This is a genomic window from Sulfurospirillum tamanense, assembly GCF_016937535.1.
Taxonomy (GTDB): Bacteria; Campylobacterota; Campylobacteria; order Campylobacterales; family Campylobacteraceae; genus Sulfurospirillum_B; species Sulfurospirillum_B tamanense.
Genome location: NZ_JAFHKK010000033.1, coordinates 1 through 19,490 on the forward strand (window position 1 = coordinate 1; position 19,490 = coordinate 19,490).

Annotated in this window: 16 protein-coding genes and 1 tRNA gene; 8 read left to right on the top strand and 9 right to left on the bottom strand. The window is 44.7% G+C overall.

The features are described 5' to 3' along the window. The 3 genes from JWV37_RS11150 to JWV37_RS11160 all read right to left on the bottom strand — a co-directional run. Window positions 1-487: PAS domain-containing protein (locus tag JWV37_RS11150; RefSeq protein ID WP_205459901.1), on the bottom strand; the 487-nt coding region annotated here is incomplete at its 3' end. Then, the gene (locus JWV37_RS11155; protein WP_205459902.1) at window positions 484-1,086 is read right to left on the bottom strand and encodes a chemotaxis protein CheC; all 603 of its coding nucleotides are present in this window, start codon (window positions 1,084-1,086) and stop codon (window positions 484-486) included. The genes JWV37_RS11155 and JWV37_RS11150, both read right to left, overlap by 4 nt. Continuing rightward, a complete protein-coding gene (locus JWV37_RS11160; protein WP_205459903.1) occupies window positions 1,083-1,457 on the bottom strand; it encodes a response regulator in 375 nt (124 codons plus the stop codon). The genes JWV37_RS11155 and JWV37_RS11160 overlap by 4 nt, the downstream gene beginning before the upstream one ends. Before the next feature lie 84 nt (window positions 1,458-1,541). On the opposite strand from JWV37_RS11160, the gene JWV37_RS11165 reads away from it, so the two are divergent. Next, complete coding sequence (locus tag JWV37_RS11165; protein WP_205459904.1) at window positions 1,542-2,438, top strand: DMT family transporter; 897 nt, start codon at window positions 1,542-1,544, stop codon at window positions 2,436-2,438. A gap of 112 nt (window positions 2,439-2,550) precedes the next feature. Here JWV37_RS11165 and JWV37_RS11170 read toward each other — a convergent pair. Both JWV37_RS11170 and JWV37_RS11175 read right to left on the bottom strand, forming a co-directional pair. Further along, window positions 2,551-2,637, bottom strand: a tRNA-Leu gene (locus JWV37_RS11170). A gap of 83 nt (window positions 2,638-2,720) precedes the next feature. Continuing rightward, complete coding sequence (locus JWV37_RS11175; protein WP_205459905.1) at window positions 2,721-2,999, bottom strand: HU family DNA-binding protein; 279 nt, start codon at window positions 2,997-2,999, stop codon at window positions 2,721-2,723. 164 nt (window positions 3,000-3,163) lie between these two features. Here JWV37_RS11175 and flgL point away from each other — a divergent pair, with 164 nt between their 5' ends. From flgL to proX, 6 genes are all read left to right on the top strand, one after another. After that, window positions 3,164-5,536 carry a flagellar hook-associated protein FlgL gene (gene flgL, locus JWV37_RS11180; protein ID WP_205459906.1) on the top strand — a complete coding sequence of 791 codons (2,373 nt, stop codon included), beginning with the start codon at window positions 3,164-3,166 and terminating at the stop codon, window positions 5,534-5,536. Between the two features lie 49 nt (window positions 5,537-5,585). Then, window positions 5,586-7,751: an FtsK/SpoIIIE family DNA translocase gene (locus JWV37_RS11185; RefSeq protein ID WP_371829337.1), complete on the top strand. Its 2,166-nt coding sequence runs from the start codon at window positions 5,586-5,588 to the stop codon at window positions 7,749-7,751. Window positions 7,752-7,773: 22 nt separating this feature from the next. Continuing rightward, on the top strand, window positions 7,774-10,845 hold the full coding sequence (locus JWV37_RS11190; protein WP_205459907.1) for an efflux RND transporter permease subunit: 3,072 nt from the start codon (window positions 7,774-7,776) through the stop codon (window positions 10,843-10,845). A 285-nt stretch (window positions 10,846-11,130) separates the two neighbouring features. After that, entirely contained in the window at window positions 11,131-12,246 is a 1,116-nt protein-coding gene (gene proV, locus JWV37_RS11195) for a glycine betaine/L-proline ABC transporter ATP-binding protein ProV (protein WP_275898385.1), read from the top strand. After that, window positions 12,236-13,246 carry a glycine betaine/L-proline ABC transporter permease ProW gene (gene proW, locus JWV37_RS11200; RefSeq protein WP_205459908.1) on the top strand — a complete coding sequence of 337 codons (1,011 nt, stop codon included), beginning with the start codon at window positions 12,236-12,238 and terminating at the stop codon, window positions 13,244-13,246. Before proV ends, proW begins: the two co-directional genes overlap by 11 nt. A gap of 19 nt (window positions 13,247-13,265) precedes the next feature. Beyond that, a complete protein-coding gene (gene proX / locus JWV37_RS11205; RefSeq protein ID WP_205459909.1) occupies window positions 13,266-14,219 on the top strand; it encodes a glycine betaine/L-proline ABC transporter substrate-binding protein ProX in 954 nt (317 codons plus the stop codon). Window positions 14,220-14,312: 93 nt separating this feature from the next. Here the strand turns inward: proX and JWV37_RS11210 are convergent, their stop codons facing one another. Then, the gene (locus JWV37_RS11210) at window positions 14,313-15,056 is read right to left on the bottom strand and encodes a slipin family protein (RefSeq protein ID WP_205459910.1); all 744 of its coding nucleotides are present in this window, start codon (window positions 15,054-15,056) and stop codon (window positions 14,313-14,315) included. 2 nt (window positions 15,057-15,058) lie between these two features. Continuing rightward, a complete protein-coding gene (locus JWV37_RS11215; RefSeq protein WP_205459911.1) occupies window positions 15,059-16,336 on the bottom strand; it encodes an NfeD family protein in 1,278 nt (425 codons plus the stop codon). A 231-nt stretch (window positions 16,337-16,567) separates the two neighbouring features. On the opposite strand from JWV37_RS11215, the gene ovoA reads away from it, so the two are divergent. Beyond that, entirely contained in the window at window positions 16,568-18,634 is a 2,067-nt protein-coding gene (gene ovoA / locus JWV37_RS11220) for a 5-histidylcysteine sulfoxide synthase (protein WP_205459912.1), read from the top strand. A 49-nt stretch (window positions 18,635-18,683) separates the two neighbouring features. On the opposite strand, the gene JWV37_RS11225 is transcribed toward ovoA, so the two are convergent. Further along, on the bottom strand, window positions 18,684-18,911 hold the full coding sequence (locus tag JWV37_RS11225; RefSeq protein WP_205459913.1) for a BrnA antitoxin family protein: 228 nt from the start codon (window positions 18,909-18,911) through the stop codon (window positions 18,684-18,686). After that, window positions 18,898-19,182: a BrnT family toxin gene (locus tag JWV37_RS11230; RefSeq protein ID WP_205459914.1), complete on the bottom strand. Its 285-nt coding sequence runs from the start codon at window positions 19,180-19,182 to the stop codon at window positions 18,898-18,900. The genes JWV37_RS11225 and JWV37_RS11230 overlap by 14 nt, the downstream gene beginning before the upstream one ends. Window positions 19,183-19,490 lie beyond the last annotated feature (308 nt).

The window sequence follows — 19,490 nt, forward strand, 5'->3', positions numbered from 1 at the left end:
GTTTTACTAAAAGCGCTTCAGCTGCCTTAAGTTTGTTAATGGTTTTTGTTGCGTTTTCAACCATTATAGAAAGCTCTTTGGATTTGCCCGCTTCACGCCTTTTTGACTCTATTAGTGGAGTTTGATCGTAGATCAGGAGCATAACTCTAGTGGCATCATAAGGGGCGATTGTAATGTCTTGCTGCATGAAATCAAAATTTACTCGGCTACTCAAGGGCAAAGGAATGGGAAGCAAAAACCCTTCTGCGCTGGCAATCGAAAAGGTTGGGCTACCCAATTTTAGAGTTGTTTTTATGCGTCGAGACAGTGTTTTTATGCGCTCTTCGTCCAGATGAAACAGCTCTGTTAACGATTGCCCAAAGGCTTTATTTTGAGGAATGTTGGTATGAATTCCCATCCAACGGTTCCATGTGCTCACTTTAAGTTCTGCATCTACGACCACCACACCAATATGCACCGCATCAATCAAAAGTTCTGCACGCATCATAGAAACATCTTTTTGAGCATTTGGGTGAGTTTTTCAAGCATGGAATTACTTAATAAGATAAACATATGCCCTTGGATATTTTTTTCAGCAACATCAAGGGCGGTAGTGATGACAATAGCGTTGTCGTACTCAAGGGCTTCGTGAAAGGTTGAAGACCCAGTGCAGCTAATTTTTTGAATATCTGGCACTGCAAATAAAGATTCCCCTTCAAGCATTTGGCTGAGCTGTCCAATGCATGATGCGGTGAGAATATTGGTTAATTCCAAAAGTGCTGCTTGGACCTCTTCGCTTGAATTGGTCGACTCACGCAGCAAAAGAGCAGTAAACTCTTCGCCAGATTCTTCTGAAAAAGCAAAAATCACTTCTCCGCCAAATGAGCCAAAAAATCGCTGTTTGGTTGCATAAAAAGAGGTGGTTTCACCCATTTGTAAAAGAATGGTCTCATGAAGTTTATAGATAGGAATCGTGTGAATAGAAGGAACTCTCAAATGTACGTAACTTTCCAGCATATCACCAATAAGAGAGGCCGCCAAACCAAAAGAGATGTTAATAGTTTCCACAAGAGCATCGTTTTGACGTGCATTAAAAAGTGAGCTCATGATCTTTTTCCTGTGGCTAGGCTCAGTAAAATAGTCCTGAGTTTATCGGCTTCGATGGGCTTATAAAGAATTTCGGTAGCGCCCAATCCTAAAACACGTTCTCTAGTGAGTTTTTGCCGATCTGCTGAAATCATAATAACAACTGCCTTGGGGTCAAAAGTGCGAATTTCTTCAAGTGCTTCAAAGCCATTTTTCTTTGGCATAGTGATGTCTAAAAGCACAATGTCGGGACGGTGTTCTTTATAAAGAGCAACAGCAACCTCACCATCCTCTGCCTCAAAAATTGTAGCTTTTTTGCGCAACGCTTCAGGTAAGGTTTGGATAGACCAATTTCGAGAAAGGCGCGAGTCGTCAACAACGAGAAATTTCATTAAAACCCCCTTAAAAAACGACGATTATAGCCAAAAATGTCTGACAATCCTGTTAATTCTTGGTTTGCTTGGTATAATAGTGCCATGAATTTACCTGTTTTAAGCCCAAGCGCAAAAGCCCATATTAAAGTATTTCTTGCAACTTTGCTTATAGCGGGCTCCTTTCCCGCTTCTGCCCACCTTGCCCCTGTGCTTCATCCTCTTTCGCTAACTTTAATGCGTTTTTTTATTGCCCTTGTAGCCTTAAGTCCATTTGTACTTTTTGATTCCCGCAAAAGGCAATCTCTCAAAAAGCTACTACCGCGCGCTAGCTTGTTGGGATTGTTTTATGCAGGGTTTTTTGTTGCAATGTTTGAGGCCCTTAAAACAACACAAGTGTTAAATACTGCTTCGCTGTACACTCTCGTTCCTTTTGTAACCGCCTTATTGGCATGGGGAATCTTTAAAGAACCCATAAAACTTAAAAAAATAGGTGTTTTCGCCCTTGGTGTTTTTGGGACTTTGTGGGTAATTTTTGAGGGCGACAGCACGCGTGTGCTTGAGCTTTCATTTTACCATGGTGATAAAATTTTTGCCTTTGGCGCTTTATTGATGTGTTTTTACAGTATTGGAGTGCAGTATTTTTACCGCGAAGACAATCCGATTGTGTTGGTTTATGGCACGCTAGTGGGAGGGTGTATGTGGATGGGAGTTGGTCTGGCGGTCTTTAATATTCCTCTAGAGTGGCATCTGATACAAGATGGATTGGTTTTTAGTATGGGGTATTTGGCTATTGGCACGACTTTACTGACGCTTTATTTACTTCAAGGCGCAACTGTAACACTCGGTTCGGTGCGTGTCATGTCCTACGTTTATCTCAATCCTGCTGTTGTTGCTTTTTTTCTTTTTGCAACATTAGGAAAAACAATTCCCGCTGTTGTGCTTCCTGGGATTGTTCTTTCTGCGATCGCGACTTTACTACTACAGCGAAGTAAGATCTAAAAATACGGGAGTAAAAGACGGCAACCGATAGGGCTCGGTTCTTTACATGTAAAAAAGAAGTGGTAAAAAAAGAGTGTATTAAAGGGACTATAGGTTTTAAAATAAATAGAGGTGGTACCTGAGGGCGGACTCGAACCGCCACGACATCACTGCCACTGGATTTTGAATCCAGCGTGTCTACCAATTTCACCACTCAGGCGTTTTAAAAAGAGAAGAGAATAGTACAAAAAAAAAGCTTAAGGCTTTGTAAAAAACCTTAAGCTTTAAAAAAAATATCTAAAATTACTTACCAGATACTGAATCTTTCAGTTTTTTGCCCACTTTAAATTTTACAGCTTTGCTTGCAGGAACATCAACAACTTTGTCAGTTCCTGGTACGCGAGCTTTGCGTGCAGCACGGGTTGCGCTACTAAAAGTTCCAAAACCGATAAAGCTTACGCTTTTGTCAGCAACAAGTGCCTCTTCAATTGTCTCAAGTGCAGCATCAATTGCTTTTTGAGTATCTTTTTTAGAAAGACCTGCTTTCTCTGAAACCGCCTGAATAAATTCAGCTTTCTTCATTAGCCATCCTTTAATGAGTTGTAATTCGGGCATTGTACAATGTTTTTTTAGAAAACACAATAATATTTTTAAAAAAATAGTAAAGAAATATACCGTCTCGTCGATGTTTGGAGCAGTGGAATTAAAATTGCTTGTTACATGTAAAGTAAATCAGGAGACGTTTCATGCGTATTACAAATCAACTTTTTTTCAACAATACTCAAAAAAATTACCAAAGTAGCATGAATGGGCTGCACAGCACTAATCAACAACTTGCTAGTGGACTAAAAATACAATACAGTTTTCAAGACACAGGTATCTATGTTGATGCGATGCGCCTAGATTACGAAGCTAGTACATTGGAACAAATACGGCAGACTAGCACCAAGGCACAAGCGTTTGCCAACAACACTGACAAAGCTTTTAACCAGTTTTCTAGCTCCCTTGACCAATTTAAAGTTAAACTCACCCAAGCGGCCAACGATGGCGCCATGTCAGATACTAGTCGCGAAGCAATTGCCAATGTTTTGGAGGCAATCAAAACGCACCTCATGAGTATTGCCAATACTTCCATTAATGGAACATTTTTATTTTCAGGAACAGCAACAAGTGTGAAACCAATTGGAGCAGGTGGGAGCTACAGTGGTAATGGTGAATCTTTAAATGCACTTGTGGGTTCGCAGGTGCAGCTTGCCTATAATATCGACGGACAATCCCTCTTTTTGGGCTCAAGTGGCGACTATAATAAAAAAGTTTCAGCAAACATGCCCATGTTTAACCTCACCAAACTCCATCCTGATGTGATGCAAGGCAATGAAGGTGAGGTTTCGGTTGAAGCGTATCTCAAAACTACCGACACCATTCGCGACATGGTTGGCGACATAGATGCGGATGAGACAAACAATCCCAATGCCATGTTTTACCTCTCGGGTGTAAACAGTTACGGGGAGTCGTTTAATGAGAAAATAGAAATGACAAGCAATGCCTCTGTTGAAGATTTTTTAGAACGGATTGGCCATGCCTATGGCAACACCTCCACCAATAAAGTTGTTGATGTTTCGTTAAATGATCATGGCCAAGTCGAAGTGACAGATTTACGCAAAGGTAGCAATCAGCTTGAGTTTCATATTTTTGGTGCGGTTGATCGCAATGCTGCTGCTGGCACAGCAGGCAACGCAGACGCAACGAATTTAGACGCTTTATTTGCTAGCCCTGGTGTGGATATTGTTGAATTTATGCGTAGTGATTTTGGTGCGACAGCAACAGCCACTACAGTCGCTTCTAGGGAAGATTTTACGCGACCTGACACTTATAAAATGGGCACACCACTCGCCCTTGAAGATGGCAGTAGCGCAAAAGCCGCCACCAATCTTAATGCACTTTTTCCCTCTAGTGTTGACCATGTCATGGTTGGAACAACGCAGGTGGATGTCGATGGCACTACCACTGTACAAGATTTGCTTAATGCTATCGAGATAGAGTTTCCTACTGCAAATGCACGCATTGAAAACGGACAAATTCTTGTAGAGGATACTTCGGGAACATTTTCATTAACAATGCGCGCAGAAGATGTCACCAATACACCCATAGCAGGGTTTAAAACCTTTGATGCGGCCAATTTTGAGCGTCGTGAATTTGCGCTTGATGGCAACCAGCTCTCCAGTAACATCTCTCAAATTATCAATGAAACAGGTGATTATGCTGTTGCAAAAACAAAACTTTCTGAAACCTCCAATACTGGAACAGTTGATGGAACGACGTTGGCATTAGAAGTAGTTGATATTCAAGGAAATCCCCGTAAGGTGGAAATAAATCTAGCAAGCCCCCAAAGTACCTTTAGTGTTGACATGAATAATGATGGCGTCATGGATGACACGTATGTTATATTTAATGGAAATGGTGAGGATACGGCCGCCGATGATGTCACCTACCGACAACTCATGGACGCCGTAGGAATGGTGATGGCTAACGAGTATCCTTTGACGCCTGATGATACAGGGTACAACACGGCCATTACCAATTCTCGCAACCGTGTTGATGTGAGTCTTGATTATCATGGACAACTTCAAATCGTAGACAAAACCAGCTCTGTTTCGCAAATGCGCCTTTCTATGCATGATGCAAACGCAAGCACCTTTGGCTCCCCAAGCTCACTTAGCTTCATGACCAACAATGCCATCGTGATTGATGAACCCTCTGTGGACATTTTTAAAGACCTAGATTCTATGATTGAAGCAGTGCGCAATGGAACCTATCGGGCCGATGGAACCAGTGGTGACCGAAATCCAGGGATTCAAAATTCCCTTGAGCGCCTTGATCATATTATGGACCACTTCACGAGACAACACACTAAGATTGGTGCATTATCTAATGCCTTACAAGACTCTCACGATCGTGCAACATTGCTTAAAGTCAATGTCAATACCGTTAAATCTGAAATTATTGATGCAGATTATGGAGAGACAATGATGCAATTTCAACAATACGCGCTCTCCTACCAAGCCATGCTTTCAACCGTCTCTAAAATCAATCAGCTCTCTTTGGTCAATTACATGTAAACTAAGTGAGGGGTTGGTATACTCAGGGTTTTGATTTACATGTAAAGGATTGACGATCTTACGCGAAATACTCTTCATTTTATCGGTAGCGTTTTTAGTCTATTTTGGTATTGCAACGTTGGTTAATGAAGCTGCATTTGTGGGCTCTTTTGGCCGAGGAATAGGACTTTTAAACCAAGAGCTCTTTGGGTATATTGGGTTTGTTTATCCTTTTTTGCTCATTGTTCCCTCTTTTATTGCATACCGACTTTACACAGTGAGTGCTAGAATCGCCGAAATCACTCTGGCAACACTTTTATTGTTTGCCAATATGCTTATTTTTCAAGCAGCCGTGGTAAAAGATGATTTGCGTGGCGAGATTGGCTTTGCTATCGTAGACATGCTTCAAACATTCATTGGCACCTTTGGCGTATGGGTGTTTTTAGTAATGGTATTTGTCCTTTCTTTGGTGATTTTATTGGATTCTAGTTTTGATGTTTTTGTGAATCTCTTCAAACGCAAAGCAACTGCTCTGATGGAAGAGCTCCCAAAACCCAATTTTCCCCCAGAAAAAAAACCACCACAACCTGCAAAAACAACACAGACTCCGGTCTTTGAGCCTGAACCCCAGCCACGCATCTTGGATGATGAGACCCTATTTATCATAGAAGAAGAAAATGAAAAGCTAGATTTCACAGAAGAAACCCCATCCACTCCTGAACCAGAAGAGCCAACCCCTCACCACGGGTCGGTGGAGATTTTGAATGAATTAGAAGAAAACAAAAAACTTCTCGAAGAAATTGAAAAAGGAGAGCAAGAAAAACCCAAAGATTTTAGACTTCCCTCCTTGCAGTTTTTAGCTGACCCACCCAAAAAAGGGTTACAAATCAGCGAAGCAGAAATCGACCAAAAGATTTCTGATTTGCTCGACAAACTGCGTCGCTTTAAGATAGACGGTGACGTGGTGCGCACCTATACGGGCCCCGTGGTCACAACCTTTGAATTTCGCCCCGCACCGCACATCAAAGTCTCAAAGATTTTAACCTTGCAAGATGACCTTGCCATGGCACTTAAAGCCCAAACCATCCGCATCCAAGCGCCTGTACCCGGCAAAGATGTCGTAGGCATTGAAATCCCTAACAAACACATTGACACCATTTACCTCAAAGACATTTTAGAAAGTGACGTGTTTAAAACCTCTTCTTCACCCCTAACCATTGCTCTTGGAAAGGACATCGTAGGCAACCCTTTTGTAACGGATTTGAAGCGTTTGCCCCACTTGCTCATCGCGGGAACCACAGGAAGCGGTAAAAGTGTGGGGATAAACTCCATGTTGCTTTCGTTGCTTTACCGTAATTCGCCTGACACATTACGGCTGTTGATGATTGACCCAAAGATGCTTGAATTTTCCATGTACAACGACATCCCGCATCTGCTCACTCCTGTCATCACCCAAGCCAAACAAGCGGTGACAGCACTTGCGAACATGGTGGCAGAAATGGAGCGGCGGTATCAGATTATGAGCCGTACCAAAACCAAAAACATCGAAGGCTACAACGAAAAATGCAAGCGCGAAGGCAAGCCCCAACTCCCCTTTATCTTGGTGATTATTGATGAGTTAGCGGATTTAATGATGACTAGCGGGAAGGATGTGGAGTTTTACATCGCTCGCTTGGCCCAAATGGCGCGCGCGAGTGGGATTCATCTCATTGTTGCCACCCAACGTCCTTCGGTTGATGTGGTCACGGGACTCATTAAGGCCAATTTGCCCTCACGCATTAGCTATAAAGTAGGTCAGAAAATTGACAGTAAAGTCATCTTAGACTCCATGGGTGCTGAGTCGCTCTTGGGGCGGGGCGATTTACTCTTTACGCCCCCTTCTTCGCCGGGACTTATCCGCCTCCACGCGCCATTTGCCAGTGAAAAAGAGATTGAGACAGTAGTAGAGTACCTTAAAACCCAACGTGAAACCCAGTACGACCAGAGTTTTCTCAAGGATTCTGGTAGCGACAGCGCCAGTGTTTTGAGTGGAGGAAATGCAGAGGAAGGGGAGATTGATGAGTTGTTTGATGAAGCCAAAAATATTGTTCTAAGCGAGCAAAAAACGTCCATCAGCTACATTCAACGGCGCCTTCAGATTGGTTACAACCGTGCTGCGCGGATTATTGAACAGCTTGAAAACATGGGTGTTCTCTCAGCACCCAACACCAAAGGCCAGCGCGAGATTCTTGATTAAGTTTTACATGTAAAGGATGCGCGTGAACCGTGTTATTGAATTTTTTATTGGTCGCCCTAGGTTAAATTACCTACTTTTTTTCTTTTTAGTGCTCTCGGGCATCGTGACGTACCTCACCATGCCCAAAGAAATTTTTCCGCCTTTAGCACTGGATAAAATCTCTATCACAGGCGCGTATTCGGGTGCTAGTCCCAATGCGCTTGATAAGATGGCAGTTTCTCGGATTGAGGATGAGATTAGCAATGTCTCTGGACTTCGCTCAGTGGAATCCACTATCGCTTCGGGGCGTTTTTCGATGGTGATTGAGCTGGAAGAGAGTGCCGATAAAAACGATGTCCTTCAAAAAGTCAAAGACGGCATCGCGCGGGTGCGGCCTGATTTGCCCGCTGACATGGATGAGCCTAATGCCACGTTATTTGCCTTTTCGATTCCTTTAATTCTTGTCAATATTAGCTCCGACACCCTTAGTATAGATGCGCTAGTCGAGATTGCCAAAGCCTTCAAATCAAACCTTTCGCAGATTGAAAACCTGACTAACTTGCAAATTTACGGCGAGGGTGAGCGGGTAATCGAGATAATCCTTGATACGCGCAAACTCGAAGCCTATGGGCTTTCTTCTGCTTCAGTAGCAACAGCCATCGGACGGATTTCTTCTATTTTTCCCATTGGCAAACTAGAAGAAACCGGAGGAAAGCATGCGTTTATCTCAACCTATAATGGCAAAGAACCCCAAGAGCTTCTAAGGACATTGCTTCGGATTGAGGGAAAAACTTTGCACCTTGGCGAAGTGGCGACGGTCGAAAAACACTACACCCAAACCGACACCCTCTCTTCTTTTGAGGGCAGGCGCTCCCTTAGCGTCAACGTTGCAAAAACCGAAGAGGGCAACGCCATGGCCTTGGCGGGTGCAGTAAAAGAACGGGTCAAAGAGTTGGCCAAACGCTACCCTGAAGTAACCGTGGGAACCTTTTCTGACACCTCTGTATATATTGAAAATCGCCTCAATACTGTCGTTTCTAACATTTTCTTTGGACTCATTTTAGTGGGCTTTGTGATGCGCTTGCTTGTTAATCACCGCATTTCACTGGTAGTGATTATTGGGGTGCCTACGTCGTTTATCATTGCACTTTTGTTTATGGACATGGGCGGCTACAGCATTAATATGATGACTTTACTAGGCGCGCTCATTGCTATTGGGGTGATTGTGGATGACGCGATCATTGTGGCCGAAAACATCCAGCGCCACATCGAAGAGGGGATGGAGCCAAAAGAAGCGGCGATTGTGGGGACAAAAGAGGTGGTAACCCCAGTGCTTGCCGCGTCCTTTACGACGATTTTTGCTTTTTTGCCCATGCTGATTATGAGTGGTGAGATGGGACAATTTATCAAGCTCATTCCCATTGCTATTAGCGTGCTTATTTTGGCGTCATTGCTTGAATCGTTCATCTTTTTGCCTATTCATGCCTGCCATTTACTACGCCCCAAAGATAAACAAGTCGACTGGTCGCGGGCGATGACATTTTACACCAACCTTGTGCGCAAGCTTATTACGTGGCGTAAAAGCACGCTGTTTACCTTTTGGGTTTTGGTGCCTGTGTTGATTGTGGGGGGATTTGCGCTTAGTAAGTTTAAAATTTTTCCAGATTTTGATGGGGATCAGATGAACATCAGTGCCAAGCTGCCCGTGCAAACTACTCTAGAAGAAGCCCATGCCATCGCCCAAGCCCTAGAGTCAAAAGTCTTAACCCTCAAAGAAAAATACTTCATCGAAAACGTAACCGTTATCTCAGGGTTTCGCATGAACGCGCGTGGCGAAGGGGAGGAGGGCAATAACTTGTTTCATATTTTTGTGGATTTAAAACGAGCCAAGCCAGATAACATTGTGGCCAAATACATCACGCCTGTGCTCTCTTTCGATTTTAAAAGCATGAAGTATGAGCGCACTTTTAAATCTTACGACATTGAAACCCAGTTGCGCGAAGAACTTACTGCCTTTATGGCGCAATACGAAACCATAAATTTTGAAGTCAAGGGGCCAAACGCAGGGGTAGTGAGCATGCCTATTGAACTTTTTGTCTATGCAGCAAATGACGAAGAAGCCCAAAAAGCCATCACACGTATCAAAGAAGCCTTGAAAAAAATCAAAGGCACCAACACTATTGGTGATGATGCCGCCCTTGGCACGCCAGAAATTAAGCTCAAAACAACACCTTATGGGGAGCGGCTGGGGGTGGATGAGGGAACCCTTGCGCGGGTACTTGGCGAGTATTTTTTGGAATCTTCTCGTGCTAAAGGGTTTGATGAACAAGGTTTTTTAGACATCATTCTAAAAGAAAAAAACCACAATTCCTTAGAGCACTTGTATGATTTTAAACTGAGCTTAGATTCGGGAAAATACGTTGCCCTACGGGATGTGGTGGAATTTGTCGAAGTAGAAAATTACGAGAAAATGTTTAAAAAAGATGGCAAAAAACGTTGGATGGTCTTTAGTGATGTTGATAGCCCTGTGACACCAACAGAAGTGCTTAAAGCCCTCAATCCAACCTTAGAGGCGATTCGTGCCGAGGGTTTGGTGGAGATTGGTTTTGGAGGGGAAAAGGAGCAAAATGACCAATTGGCACGCGAAATGGGAATCGCTAGTGCCATCGCGCTGTTTTTGATTTTTGTAACCCTTTTGGTGATGTTTGATTCGTATCGCTTGGCATTTATCATCCTCTCTGTAGTGCCTTTTTCACTTTTTGGCGTGGTAGCAGGGCACACCTTGATGGGAATGGATTTTTCTATGCCCTCCATGATAGGCGCCCTTGGGCTAGCGGGCGTGGTGATTAATGATGGGATTATTATGCTTGATTTTATCCGCAAAACCACAACCCTTGAAGCACTCTTGGCGCGTGCCAAATTGCGCCTTCGCCCCATTATCTTAACGTCCATCACTACCCTTGTAGGGCTTTCAACACTTATCTTTTTCCCCTCAGGCCAAGCGGTCATCTTGCAACCCTTGGCGGTTTCGTTGGGCTTTGGATTGCTGTGGGGAACCTTTTTAAATCTTGTCTATTTGCCCACGCTCTACGCTTTCGTTTCAAAAGTCAAGTAACCTTTACATGTAAAGGTTACTTCGTCTAAAAATACCTATTTTCTGCACCATAATGACATCTATTTGCCTTACATCCCCTCTTTTTATTGGCGTTTTTTTCCGTTATTTTTGCTAAATATAAGCTTAAAACTGTATAGTGGAACCCTCTATGTGTAATTTTAGTACACTACAAATGATATTTTATAACCTAATGAAGGATAAATTATTTCAGAGAATAGGAACAAAAAGCTTATTGTAAGCAACGTTTACAAGGTTTTTGGTGACCATCCTCAAAGAGCCATTAAAATGCTAAAACAGGGTATTGACAAAGATGAAATCTTTGAAAAGACTGGCATGAGCGTTGGCGTTAAGGATGCAAGTTTTGAGATATACGAGGGTGAAATTTTCGTCGTGATGGGCCTTTCTGGCTCGGGAAAATCCACCTTGGTACGTCTTTTGAACCGTCTTATAGAGCCCAGTTCTGGGCAGATTATTATTGATGGGGTTGACATTACCAGCCTTAAAGATAAAGATTTAATTGAGATTCGAAGAAAAAAACTCTCTATGGTATTTCAGTCTTTTGCCCTCATGCCGCACATGAACATCATCGACAATGTTTCTTTTGGACTAGAATTAAGTGGCATAGACAAAACTTCGCGCTATGAGAGTGCCAGAGGCGCTTTAAAGCAAGTTGGGCTAGAGCAATACGAAAACTCTTACCCCAGTGAGCTAAGCGGTGGCATGCAGCAGCGCGTTGGTTTAGCCAGAGCGCTCGCTAATGACCCGCAAGTATTGCTGATGGATGAGGCTTTTTCCGCGCTAGACCCCTTGATTCGTACTCAAATGCAAGATGAGCTTTTGGAATTGCAAGAAAAATCCCAACGCACAATCGTTTTTATCTCGCATGACCTAGACGAAGCCATTCGCATAGGGGACAGGATAGCGATTATGCAAGGGGGCGAGATAGCCCAAATTGGAACCCCAGAGGAAATTATCGCCCATCCTGCCAACGACTACGTGCGTTCCTTCTTTCAAGGCGTTGATGTTACTTCAATCTTAGGCGCTTCGCATATTGCCAGAAAAACCCTGCCGACGTTTATCAAAAAAGAAGGCTTTGGCATCAAATCTGCTCTTCGGTACATCGATGACTACAATAACGACTACGGCGTTTACGTCGAAAAAAACGGCAAATTTTTAGGCTTAATCACGGTAGAGTCCTTGGAAAAATCAACCACACTAGAAGAGGCCATTGTCGACAAAAGTAGCATTTTAGATACCGTACCTATCAAGGATTTGATTGGCACGGTGGCTGACTCGCAGTACCAAAGCGTCGTTGTTGATATGGACGGCAAATACAAGGGAACTATTTCAAAAACAAGGCTCTTAAAAACCTTGGACGAAGGAGTCAGCGATGGCAAGTGATCCATGGGGCAATGCAGCAACCGCTCAAGAAGACAGAGTGACAACCATGGATTGGTCCAAGACAACCTCTCAGGAGGTGGAAAAATTTGACATCTTGCGCCCCTTTAGTGATGAAGCCATTATCCCTTTTGGGGAGTGGACAAATCAAGGAATCGACTGGACAGTAACCCATTTTAGGGACTTTTTCTTAATGACAAAGATGCCAATCGATGTGATGTTAAAGGTTATTGAAAACTTTTTACTTTCCCTTTCCCCTTACGTTGTGATGGGATTTTTTGTGTTTTTGGCCCTGCAGTTTGCCACAAAAAAACTGGCCCTTGGCACCTTTGTTTCATTTGTTATTATCGGTTTTATCGGGGCATGGGAAGCCACCATGGTGACCTTGGCATTAGTCTTGACGGCGGTTATTTTCTCGCTGCTCATTGGGTTGCCGCTAGGTATTTGGAGTGCAAAAAGTGATAGGGTGGATTCTATTGTGCGTCCCGTGCTAGATGCCATGCAAACGACCCCTGCGTTTGTCTATTTGATACCCATTGTGATGCTTTTTGGGATTGGAAATGTGCCGGGCGTCATTGTGACAATCATCTTCGCCTTGCCGCCACTCATTCGCCTCACAAATCTTGGCATACGCCAAGTCCCCGAAGACCTCATTGAGGCATCTCGTTCCTTTGGGGCAAACGAACGGCAGATGCTTTTTCGCGTTCAAATACCCGTGGCCATGCCCACCATCATGGCGGGCGTAAATCAAACCCTAATGCTAGCCCTTTCTATGGTTGTTATCGCCTCTATGATTGCCGTGGGCGGACTTGGGCAGATGGTGCTTCGCGGGATTGGCCGTCTTGATGTGGGGTTGGCTGCGGTTGGCGGGCTTGGGATTGTGCTTTTGGCTGTCATTTTAGACAGGTTAACCCAGTCCATGGGAAAGAAAAACAAAGATGACAAGTTGCAATGGTTCCAAAAAGGACCCATTGGCTTTGTCTATAAAATAATTCAAAAATAAATTCTAAAAAGGAGAAAAAATGAAATTTTTTACAGCAGCGCTATCGTTGGTAGTAGCAAGTTCACTCTTTGGAGCAAAGGTAACGGCGGTTAAAACAAATATTGCCGAAGAGGGGTTTCAGATGTACATTGTTGTTGAGGCGCTAAGGGCGTTAGGGCACGATGTGGAAATCACAGAAGGCGTTGAATACCCCATCGCTTACAAAACCGTGGCACAAGAAGAGAAAAACGTTGCTTTTATGGCCGCAAGTTGGGACCCTTTGCAAAACAACATGCGAAAGGCTGTTGGGGATGAAAATCTCTTTATTGGTGGTAAATACATCGAAAATTGTGCCCAAGGGTACCTTGTGGATAAAAAAACTGCCGAGCAATACAACATCAAGTACATCAATGACCTCAAAGACCCCAAAATCGCAAAGCTTTTTGACAGCAACGGCAATGGAAAAGCAGACCTCGCAGGGTGCGCACCAGGCTGGGGATGCGAAGCAGTTATTGAGCACCAATTAGACGCTTTTGGCTTAAGAGACACCATTACGCATAACCAAGGGCAATACTCCGCCATCGTTACTGACGCGATTGCCAGATACAAAACGGGAAAGCCAATCCTTTACTACACATGGACACCTTACTGGGTGAGCGGTCGGCTTGTGCCTGGACAAGATGTGGTGTTTTTGCAAGTCAAAGAATCCGCCCACCCCGTGCTTGAAGATACCGCATTGCCCAATGGTGCCAACTACGGTTTTGCTGTAAACGCCCAACGCATTGTTGGTAACAAAAAAGTAAACGAGCACAAAGACATCGCAAAGCTTTTTTCCATTATGAAACTCAGTGTTAATGACGTGAGTGGAGAAAACATGCTCATGACAAATGGCGAAAACAAAGAAAGAGACGTGATGCGTCACGCCAAAATGTGGGTTGAGAGCAACAAAGCCACCTTTGACAAATGGATTGCCGAGGCTAAAGCAGCTAAGTAACTCCTAAGAGGGTTTGCCCCAAAGTAAGCCCTTTGCTTCTACTTTTTGAAAAAAACTCCTTACATGTAAAGGGTTTACATGTAAGGAAAAATATTAGGATTTTGGAGGAACGAGCAGCTTGCCTAAGTCACTTGAAAAAGGAAAGACGATGGTATTGGTTTTATCCCCAGAAATGTCATTAAGGGTTTGCAAGTAGCGCAACTGCAAGGCTTGAGGGTTTTGGGCTAGGATGTTGGCCGCTTCTAGGAGATTTTGACTCGCTTCAAGTTCCCCTTTGGAGTTGATGACCTTGGCACGGCGTTGACGTTCGGCTTCAGCTTGCTTGGCGATAGCGCGAATCATGCTCTCATCAAGGTCGATGTGTTTAATCTCCACATTAGAAATCTTAATCCCCCACGTGTCGGTTTGTTTGTCTAAAATCTGCTGAATGTCGTGATTGAGCTTTTCCCGTTCGGCAAGCATTTCATCTAGTTCATGCCCGCCAAGTACGGAGCGTAGGGTAGTTTGGGCTAGCTGTGATGTGGCGGTGCTAAAATCTTCCACCTGAATGACTGCTTTTTCGGGGTCGATAACACGGTAATACACCACTGCATTAACCCGCACAGAAACGTTGTCGTGAGAGATGACATCTTGGGAAGGAACATCTAATACTACGGTGCGCAAGTCCATTTTTTGGATTTTTTGAATCCACGGAATAACAAGGATAAGCCCTGGGCCTTTGACCCCTGTAAAACGCCCAAGAGTGAACATTACCCCTCGTTCGTACTCTTGTAAGACACGAAGGGAAGCGGCAACGATGAGAAGGACAATCATTGCAATATAGAGAATAGTAATCATTTTTACTCCTTTAGATGGATGGATTTGAGCGTGAGTTTAAGGCCTTTGAAGCCTGTAATTTCAACGCGTTGATGAAGGATGAGAGGTTCGTGAGACTTACCTGTCCAAAGCTCACCGTGGGATTCTACCAAGTAGCCATCATCTGTGATTTTTACCACTTTGGCTTCTTGCCCGATGAGTGTTTCTGTGCCAGTGGTGGCCTTGATTGAGCGGGCACTTAGTGCCATTTGGGTCACATACACGAAAAAAGCGACTGACACCAATGCCACCGCAACAATGAGCGGGATAGAGATGTCATTGCCTAGGGTTTGGGCGTCGAAGAGGAACACAGACCCAAGGCTAAAAGCGATAATCCCTGCGATGCCAAAAATGCCAAAACCTGCGACAAAAACCTCGCCAATCATCAGCGCAACACCAAGACCGATGAGTGCCAACCCTGCGTAGTTGAAGGGTAAAAGATTAAAGGCGTACAAAGCCAACAACCCACTGATTAGTCCCACAACACCAGGCAAAATAGCCCCAGGATTTAAGAGTTCAAAGAAGATGCCATACAGTGCTAAAAGCATCAGCAAATAAGCAAAAGTAGGGTTAGAGATGACGGATAAAAAAGCGGTTTTAAAATCAGGTTCGAGGCGTTCAAGAAGTACATCGGCCGTGTCAAGGGTGAGGGTTGTGGTGGCGTTTAGTTGCACTGAAGTACCATGAATTACAGCCAAAAGAGTAGGGATGTCTTCGGCAACGAGGTCAATCACACCCAGTTCAAGAGCGGTATTTGCAGAAATACTTGCCCCTTCTTTGACGGCTTTTTGCGCCCATTCACTGTTGCGTCCGCGAAGTTCGGCAAGGCTTTGCAAGTAAGCGTTTGCATCCTCAAGTACCTTTTTTTCCATGGTGCTTGGAGGTGCGTCTTGTGAGGCACCTATGGAAACGGGTGTGGCGGCACCAACATTGGTTCCTGGTGCCATGGCTGCTACGTGGGAAGCGTAAAGCAAATACGTTCCCGCACTTGCCGCCCGTGCCCCTTTTGGGGAAACGTAGACGACCACAGGAAGCGGTGCATTGGTGATTTCTTGCACCATCTCTCTCGTGGATTCAAGCAATCCTCCAGGCGTGTCGAGTTCTATAATCATCAAAGACGCTTGAGTGGTGTTGGCGTGGGAAAAAGCGTGTTGCAAGTGGGCAACACTAGCGGGAGAAATAGCCCCTTGAACACTTACATGTAAGACCGAAGAAGCCACGGAAATCGTAACAAAAAAAAGTAACCAAAATAGATGTCGCATCGTTCCCTCCTTGGGCAACGTTGACTGGCTTTGGCGTCAGTGCAAACAAGAGTGTCATTCATAGTACAGCGTACAGAATGTTTTGTCAATAGGGTGATTAAAAGCTCACAGATTGGCCTGAAAAAGGTATTTTTAAAAACTTAAGCATGTATAAAAATGAAATAAAGCTACCTTTTCTTAATCCCTTTTTGTTTTAGAAATACGCTACAATCCAACAAAAAAAGGAAGCTTATGACGATTGCACTTAACGGGCAAAATCTTGCCCAAAAACGCCAAGAGATTTTAGAGTACTTTTACCGCACCTTTGACACCGATGAAGCCTTGTGCGGACTCCTAAAAAACGACGCAAGTTTTTTCAAACAACCCAACCACTTGCGCCACGCGTTCATCTTTTACTATGGCCACATGGCGACGTTTTATGTGAACAAATTTCTTTTAGCAGGGCTTTTGAAAGAGCGGCTCAATGAGCATTTTGAGTCTGTTTTTGCCATCGGGGTGGATGAGATGAGTTGGGATGATTTAAACAGCGCCAACTATGCATGGCCTAGTGTGGAAGAGGTGCGTGCGTACCGCAAGCGGGTGCGAGAACTTGTGGGTGGCATCATCGAGGGGTTGGAGTTTACCTTGCCAATCACGCCGAACTCTCCCATGTGGGCGGTGCTCATGGGGATTGAGCATCAAAATATTCACATCGAGACAAGTTCGGTGTTGCTGCGAGAACTAGACCTAGCACACCTGAACGAAGGGGTATTTTTAGCACCTATGGAAGAGAGTAGGGGTGAAGCGCCTCGCAACAGCCTCTTACATGTAAAGGGCGGGGCGTTTACGCTTGGGGAAAACTGGGATGCGCCGACGCATTATGGGTGGGATAATGAATTTGGCACCCACGAGGTGGAGCTGGTGGATTTTGAGGCTAGCCAATACCTCGTGAGTAATGGCGAATTTAAAGAGTTTGTAGAGACGGGCGCGTACGAGAGTGGGGAGTATTTTTCCCAAGAGGGCAAGGCGTATCTAGGCTTCACCAAGGCCAAAGCACCCAAGTTTTGGCGCAACAAAGGTGGGGCGTGGGTGTTGCGGCAGATTAGCCGTGAGATTGCCCTGCCGCATGAGCACCCTGTGGAAGTGAGCTTTTACGAGGCGGAGGCTTTTTGTGCGTGGAAAAGTGCGTGCCTTGGAAAAGAGGTGCGCTTGCCAAGCGAGGATGAATACTACGCCCTAGCGCGTTTCACGCACGCCTTTTCCAAAGAGGCCAACGTTGGGCTTAAAAAAGGCTCAGCAGTTTCGGTCAACGCCCATGCATTTGGGGATTTTTACGACGTGCGGGGCAATGTGTGGCAGTGGAGCATCACGCCTATCTACCCCTATGAGGGCTTTAGGACGCACCCGTGGTACGATGACTTTACCGTGCCGACTTTTGATGACCGTCATGCACTCATCAAGGGCGGGAGTTTTGCAAGCCTTGGCAACGAAACCCTGCCTAGCGCGCGCTACGCCTTTCGCAAGCATTTTTACCAACACGCGGGCTTTCGCTACGTGCACTCGTCCAATCCCGCGCCCACGCACCTAAATACTAACATTTACGAAACCGATGCGCTTCTTTCCCAGTACTGCGACATGCATTACGGTGGCACGCATTTTGGAGTGCCAAACTTCTCAAAACACGTGGTGGAGCTGCTCTTGCCTTACGCCAAGGCGCGCGGGAAGGCGTTGGATTTGGGCTGTTCGGTAGGGCGTGCGAGCTTTGAACTGGCGAAACATTTTGATGCGGTGGAGGGGATTGACTTTTCGGCTAATTTCATCCGTGTGGGCGTGGCACTTCAGCAAAAAGGCACGCTAACGTACAACGTATCCACTGAGGGGGAATTGCGTACGAGTGCCCATGTGAACTTGCAAGAGCTTGGTTTTGAAAAAGAGGCGCAAAAAGTCGGGTTTTTTCAAGGGGATGCGTGCAATCTCAAGCCCCAATTTAGCGGCTATGACGTGGTGCTATGTAGCAATCTCATCGACCGTTTACGCACCCCACAACTCTTCCTAGAAACCATCGGTGAACGGCTCAATAAAGGCGGTCTTTTGGTGCTCGTCTCCCCCTACTCGTGGGATGAAGCCTACACCCCAAAAGAGGCGTGGCTAGGGGGATTTTACCGTGAGGGCAGGGCAGTACACACCCTAGAAAACCTCCAAACCCTCCTCAAAGAGTGGAGCTTGCTAGGGTGCCACGAAGTCCCCTTTGTCATCCAAGAAACCGCCCGCAAATTCCAACACACCCTCTCCCAAATGAGTGTGTGGAAGAAGGTGTAGAGAGGCTTACATGTAAAGCCCCAAAGTTTTTGGGTGCTTTACATGTAAGTTACAATGAGCCTATTCCTTTGCGTAAAAATGCATTAATCAATGACTGGTAAGAAACTTTTTGTTCGCTTGCTTTTTTCTTGAAGTACAAAATGATGTCATTGTCGAGTCTAAGTGTCGTTGGGATTTTTTTAGGCTCATAGAACCGCCCTCTGACGCCACCTTCAAAGTCATACGACTCTTCAAGCTCATAGTTATCGTATTGTTCTCTTTCTTTAATGGTTTTCATAAAATTCCTTTTCGGCTTTGTTGGCATATCTTGCGCTGATGATGCGCACTATCTCTTCGCCATGTTCATCAAAAAACATATTGGCAACGACTAAAATTTTCACTTTTTTCGTTGCACCAAGGGTTATCCATCGCTCTTCACAATAATCAAACCTTGCGTCACACTTTGAGATGTGAAACGGGTCGTCAAACACTTCTCGCGCCTCTTCAAAGCTCACACCGTGTTTTTGAAGATTTGAAGCACTTTTTGTGTCACTCCATTCAAATTTCACCTTTTCCCTTTATGAATCTTTTGAAAAGTATAACGCTTTTGTATGTACATTGTCAATTAGTTAAAAAATACTAAAAAACCACCTATTTTGCAACAAAGCCCCTTCGTCATCCAAAAAGTACCGCAGATTCCAATACATGTACTCCCGAATGAATGTATGGAGGAGGGGGTGGAGGGCTTATATGTAAAGCCCTAAAGGTTTTTGGGCGCTTTATATGTAAGGGTGTTGTTGGTGGCAATGAATCCTAGGTTTGGATGTGGTAGGATTTTGGGGTTTAAGGGTGTGGAAAAAGGGACTGTTTGGTTTAA

Coding starts and splice junctions, on each gene's coding strand:
- flgL (WP_205459906.1), top strand. CDS start 3,164: ATGCGTATTACAAATCAACTTTTTTTCAACAATACTCAAAAAAATTAC.
- ovoA (WP_205459912.1), top strand. CDS start 16,568: ATGACGATTGCACTTAACGGGCAAAATCTTGCCCAAAAACGCCAAGAG.
- JWV37_RS11210 (WP_205459910.1), bottom strand. CDS start 15,056: ATGATTACTATTCTCTATATTGCAATGATTGTCCTTCTCATCGTTGCC.
- JWV37_RS11225 (WP_205459913.1), bottom strand. CDS start 18,911: ATGAAAACCATTAAAGAAAGAGAACAATACGATAACTATGAGCTTGAA.
- proW (WP_205459908.1), top strand. CDS start 12,236: ATGGCAAGTGATCCATGGGGCAATGCAGCAACCGCTCAAGAAGACAGA.
- JWV37_RS11155 (WP_205459902.1), bottom strand. CDS start 1,086: ATGAGCTCACTTTTTAATGCACGTCAAAACGATGCTCTTGTGGAAACT.
- proX (WP_205459909.1), top strand. CDS start 13,266: ATGAAATTTTTTACAGCAGCGCTATCGTTGGTAGTAGCAAGTTCACTC.
- JWV37_RS11175 (WP_205459905.1), bottom strand. CDS start 2,999: ATGAAGAAAGCTGAATTTATTCAGGCGGTTTCAGAGAAAGCAGGTCTT.
- JWV37_RS11215 (WP_205459911.1), bottom strand. CDS start 16,336: ATGCGACATCTATTTTGGTTACTTTTTTTTGTTACGATTTCCGTGGCT.
- proV (WP_275898385.1), top strand. CDS start 11,131: ATGCTAAAACAGGGTATTGACAAAGATGAAATCTTTGAAAAGACTGGC.
- JWV37_RS11160 (WP_205459903.1), bottom strand. CDS start 1,457: ATGAAATTTCTCGTTGTTGACGACTCGCGCCTTTCTCGAAATTGGTCT.
- JWV37_RS11165 (WP_205459904.1), top strand. CDS start 1,542: ATGAATTTACCTGTTTTAAGCCCAAGCGCAAAAGCCCATATTAAAGTA.